This is a genomic window from Paracoccus binzhouensis, from assembly GCF_016446475.1.
GTDB lineage: Bacteria > Pseudomonadota > Alphaproteobacteria > Rhodobacterales > Rhodobacteraceae > Paracoccus > Paracoccus binzhouensis.
Genome location: NZ_JAEHFP010000189.1, coordinates 1 through 4,572 on the forward strand (window position 1 = coordinate 1; position 4,572 = coordinate 4,572).

A 4,572-nucleotide genomic window follows, 5' to 3' on the forward strand; every position below is an offset into this window, starting at 1 on the left:
CGACGATGGCCGAGAGCGTCCAGTCGGCCGGGCGTGCCGCGGCCTCGGCCACGGCCTGCGGCCCCGCCGCCGCCTCGATGCTGCTGCCGGCCAGCGCAGCGCGCAGCTCGGACAGCTTCTCGGGCCAGGCGGTGACGGCGATCCCGGCGCGCAGGGCGCGGGCCATCTGGGCCAGGCGGGCGACATTGGCGCCGCCGGTCAGGGCAACGGTGCGGAAGGCATCCGGCCCGCCGGCCCGCATCAACAGGTCGAATGCGCTTTCACCGACCGATCCGGTCGCGCCCAGCACCGATACGCTGCGCATCGTCTCAGCCTCCGATCACCGGCAGAAGGTTCGCCATCAGCAGGACCAGCGCCAGCAGCAGCGCCCCCGACATGGCGTCGAAACGGTCCAGCGCCCCGCCATGGCCGGGGATCAGCTCGGAACTGTCCTTGGCCCCGACCCGGCGCTTGAGCCAGCTTTCGGCGATGTCGCCGAACTGCCCGGCCACCGCGACCAGCGGCCCGGCGACCAGCACCGCCCAGCCCGCCAGCCCGGCGACCAGCAGCACCAGCCCCAGCAGCAGCGCCCCGACCCAGCCGGCGATGGTGCCGCTCCAGGTTTTCTTGGGACTGATCGCCGGCCAGAAGCGCGGCCCGCCCAGCTTGCGGCCGACGAAATAGCCCAGCACGTCCGAAAGCACCACCGTGCCCACCACCCATAGCAGCGTCGGCAGGCCCATCACCTCGTGGATCACCACCAGCGCATAGCCGGCGCCGAAGATGGCCAGGGTGAACAGCAGATAGGCCGGCCGCTCATGCTCATGCGTGCCGTGCCAGCCGGCGATCATCGGCACCAGCACCAGCGCCATCGGCCAGTCGCCGGGCAGCACCAGCATCGCCAGCATGACCAGCCCGGCCAGGATGCCGATCAGCACCGGATGGCGCGGGCTGTGGAATTCCGGGTGGCGCCAGCCGGTCAGCCGCGCCAATTCCCACATCATCAGGCCGATCACCGCCGCGACGCCCAGGCGCAGCCACAGGCCGGAGGACAGCAGCAGCACCAGCCCCAGCGCCGCCAGCACCAGGCCCGAGACGACGCGGGGCCACAGATCGGCCCATTTGTCGCGTCCCCGCTGCAAGGCGCCGCGCAGGCGGCTTGGCTGCGGCCTGTCCCCGGTCATGCGCTGCCGAAGCGCCGCTCGCGCAGCCCGAAGCGGTCGAGGATCTCGGCCAGATGCTCGGGCGTGAAATCCGGCCAGAGCGTCTGGGTGAACTCGTATTCGGAATAGGCCGCCTGGAAGGGCAGGAAATTCGAGGTCCGCGTCTCTCCGCTGGTGCGGATCACTAGGTCGGGGTCGGGATGGCCGGCAGTGTCCAGGCAATCGGCCAGGTCGGCCTCGGTCGGCTCGGCGATCTCGCCGCGGGCGATGCGCGCGGCCAGCCGCGCCGCCGCCCGGGTCAGCTCGTCCCGGCCGCCGTAATTGATCGCCACCGTCAGGTTCAACCGGGAGTTCCCGGCGGTGCGCGCCTCGATCCCGGCCATCAGCCGCTGCAGCTTGGGGTCCAGCCGCTCGCGCCCGCCGATGAAGCGCATCCGCACGCCCTCGGCCGAGAGCCCGTCGGCCTCGCGCTCGATATAGCGGGCGAAGATGCCCATCAGGCCCAGCACCTCCTCGGTCGAGCGCTTCCAGTTCTCGGTCGAGAAGGCATAGACCGTCAGCCAGTTCACCCCCAGGTCCGGGCAGGCGCGCACGATCTGCTTGACGCGCTCGGCGCCGCGGCGGTGGCCGACCAGGCGCGGCCAGCCCCGGTTCTTGGCCCAGCGGCCGTTGCCATCCATGATGATGGCGACGTGACGGGGCCGCTGGTCCCCCCCGGCGGATTGCGACAGGCTGGCTGCGGTTTCGGCCATCAGGTCAGACCTGCATGATTTCGGCTTGCTTCGCCTCGAGCGCCTGGTCCACCGAGGCGATCATCTTGTCGGTCAGCTCCTGCACGGCCCCTTCCCAGAACTTCTGGTCGTCCTCGGACATGCCCGAGGACTTGGCCTTCTTGATCTGGTCCATGCCGTCGCGACGCACGTTGCGGATGGCGACGCGGGCATGCTCGGCATATTGTGCGGCGACGCGGGTCAGCTCGCGCCGGCGCTCCTCGTTCAGCTCGGGGATCGGCAGCATGATGATGGTGCCGTTGAGCTGCGGGTTGATGCCCAGGCCCGATTCGCGGATCGCCTTCTCGGCCTTGCCGACCAGCGCCTTGTCCCAGATGTTGATCGTGACCATGCGCGGCTCGGGCACGTTGACCGTGCCGATCTGGTTGATCGGCGTGGGCGAGCCATAGGCGTCGACCATGATCGGCTCGACCATGCTGGCCGAGGCGCGGCCGGTGCGCAGCGACGCGAATTCATGGCGCAGGGATTCCATCGCGCCCTTCATGCGGCGTTCCAGGTCGTCGGTGTCGATCTCGATCTCGTCGGACATGCTCGGTCATGGCCTCTGTGCTGTGGTTTTCAGCGCTTTTAGCCGAGCGGCGCCCGCATGGCAAAGCCTATACGGGCATTTTACCCATGCACGCGCGTATATGTGCCGCTGCCGGCCAGAATCCCCCGGAAACCGCCCGGCTCGTCCAGCGAGAAGACGATGATCGGCAGGTCGTTGTCGCGCGCCAGCGCGATGGCCGAGGCATCCATCACCCCCAGGTGCTTCTGCAGCACCTCGTCATAGGTCACATCGTCATAGCGCTTGGCATCCGCGAACTTGTTCGGGTCCTTGTCATAGACGCCATCGACCTTGGTGCCCTTGAAGATCGCCTCGCAGTTCATCTCGTTGGCGCGCAGCGTGGCGGCGGTGTCGGTGGTGAAATAGGGGTTGCCGGTGCCGGCGGCGAAGATGCAGACGCGCTTCTTCTCCAGGTGGCGGACGGCGCGGCGGCGGATATAGGGCTCGGCCACCTCGTCCATGCGGATCGCGGAAATCACCCGGGTGTGGATCTTCAGCGCCTCCAGCGCCGCCTGCATGGCCAGCGCGTTCATCACCGTGGCCAGCATCCCCATGTAATCGGCGGTCGCCCGCTCCATGCCCTGGGCGCTGCCCTGCAAGCCGCGGAAGATGTTGCCGCCGCCGATGACCATGCAGATCTCGACGCCCATGTCATGGACGGATTTGACCTCTTGCGCGATGCGGGCGACGGTCGGCGGGTGCAGGCCGTAGCCCTGGTCCCCCATCAGCGCCTCCCCCGAAATCTTCAGCATCACGCGCGAGTATTTTCCGGGGATCTGGGACGCGCTTTCCGACATGGGTTCACCTTTTCGCGACGGTTTCATTGCCGGGCAAAATGTCGCAAACAGGGGCCATGTTCAACCGCCGCCTTCCCAGGTCGCCATGACCCCGCGTCACGAGCTTCCGGCCGGACTCGATCCGGGCCGCCACGTGCTGATCGCCGGGCCCACCGCCAGCGGCAAATCCGCCCTGGCGCTGCGGATCGCCGAGACGCAGGGCGGCACCGTGGTCAATGCCGATGCGCTGCAGGTCTGGTCCTGCTGGCGGGTGCTGACCGCCCGCCCCACGGCCGAGGACGAGGCCCGCGCCCCCCATGCGCTTTACGGCCATGTCGCGCCGGAGCGGCTTTATTCCGTGGGCGAATGGCTGGCCGAGGTCGCAGCGCTGCGCGGCCGGCTGATCGTGGTCGGCGGCACCGGGCTATACCTGAACGCGCTGACCCGCGGCCTGGCGGTGATCCCGCCGACGCCGGCCGAGATCCGCGCCCGCGCCGACGCGCTTCTGCGCGAACCCGACGGACTGGCGCAGATGATCGCCGGGCTCGATTCGCCGACCCGCGCGCGCATCGACCTGAAGAATCCCGTGCGCGTGCAGCGCGCCTGGGAGGTTCTGGAAACCACCGGCCGCGGCATCGCCGCCTGGCAGGCCGAGACGCCGGCGCCGCTGATCGCGCCCGGGGCCGCGCATCGCCTGGTGCTGCAATCCGATCGCGACTGGCTGGCCGGGCGCATCGCCCGGCGCTTTCGCCTGATGCTGGAGCAGGGCGCGCTGGAGGAGGTGCGGGCGATGCTGCCGCATTGGAACCCCGCCGCGCTTTGGGCCAAGGCCATCGGCGCGCCCGAGCTGGTGGCGCATCTGCAGGGCGCGCTCGGCCTCGACGAGGCGGTCGAACGGGCGATCACCGCCACCCGGCAATATGCCAAGGCGCAGCGCAGCTTCTTTCGCAACCGGATGCGCGACTGGCACGGGATCGAGGCCGGCCGCTGAGTCGTCACCGAAAAGAGACATATTAAACTTTTAGCAACCATAAGCTGTGTAAACCCTTCGGGAACTCACGTCCGGAGTCTAGGTTGTGTTTATGGATCTGCTGAAAGCCGCGCCCTTATGAACAAAGCCTTTCGCGCCTTCGACAGCACCGATTCCGATCCCGCGCTGGCCCGGCTGCGGGCGGCCGGCATCACTGCGCCGGGGATCATGGAACCGGCCGAGCACGACCCCAGGTTGCAGCGGGAACCCGCCCAGCAGCCGGGAACCGCGCCGGTGGCAAAGCCCGCGGTGCTTGCCCCCATCGTGGCCGGCGCGGCTGCGCCGG

Annotated in this window: 5 protein-coding genes and 2 pseudogenes; 2 read left to right on the top strand and 5 right to left on the bottom strand. The window is 69.1% G+C overall.

Features of this window, described 5'->3' with window-relative positions; genetic code table 11:
• The 5 genes and pseudogenes from I9P22_RS23295 to pyrH form a co-directional block, all read right to left on the bottom strand.
• Positions 1 to 304: pseudogene (locus tag I9P22_RS23295) on the bottom strand (1-deoxy-D-xylulose-5-phosphate reductoisomerase); the annotation flags it as partial.
• 4 nt (positions 305 to 308) lie between these two features.
• Positions 309 to 1,163, bottom strand: coding sequence for a phosphatidate cytidylyltransferase (locus I9P22_RS23300; protein ID WP_199262545.1), 855 nt, complete (start codon positions 1,161 to 1,163; stop codon positions 309 to 311).
• A complete protein-coding gene (uppS, locus tag I9P22_RS23305) occupies positions 1,160 to 1,894 on the bottom strand; it encodes a polyprenyl diphosphate synthase (RefSeq protein ID WP_199262547.1) in 735 nt (244 codons plus the stop codon). Before uppS ends, I9P22_RS23300 begins: the two co-directional genes overlap by 4 nt.
• Positions 1,895 to 1,898: 4 nt before the next feature.
• Positions 1,899 to 2,462: a ribosome recycling factor gene (gene frr, locus I9P22_RS23310; protein ID WP_072462785.1), complete on the bottom strand. Its 564-nt coding sequence runs from the start codon at positions 2,460 to 2,462 to the stop codon at positions 1,899 to 1,901.
• An 80-nt stretch (positions 2,463 to 2,542) separates the two neighbouring features.
• A complete protein-coding gene (pyrH, locus tag I9P22_RS23315) occupies positions 2,543 to 3,277 on the bottom strand; it encodes a UMP kinase (protein WP_199262549.1) in 735 nt (244 codons plus the stop codon).
• Between the two features lie 85 nt (positions 3,278 to 3,362).
• On the opposite strand from pyrH, the gene miaA reads away from it, so the two are divergent.
• Both miaA and I9P22_RS23325 read left to right on the top strand, forming a co-directional pair.
• Positions 3,363 to 4,247 carry a tRNA (adenosine(37)-N6)-dimethylallyltransferase MiaA gene (miaA, locus tag I9P22_RS23320; protein ID WP_199262551.1) on the top strand — a complete coding sequence of 295 codons (885 nt, stop codon included), beginning with the start codon at positions 3,363 to 3,365 and terminating at the stop codon, positions 4,245 to 4,247.
• A 117-nt stretch (positions 4,248 to 4,364) separates the two neighbouring features.
• Positions 4,365 to 4,572: pseudogene (locus tag I9P22_RS23325) on the top strand (AraC family transcriptional regulator); the annotation flags it as partial.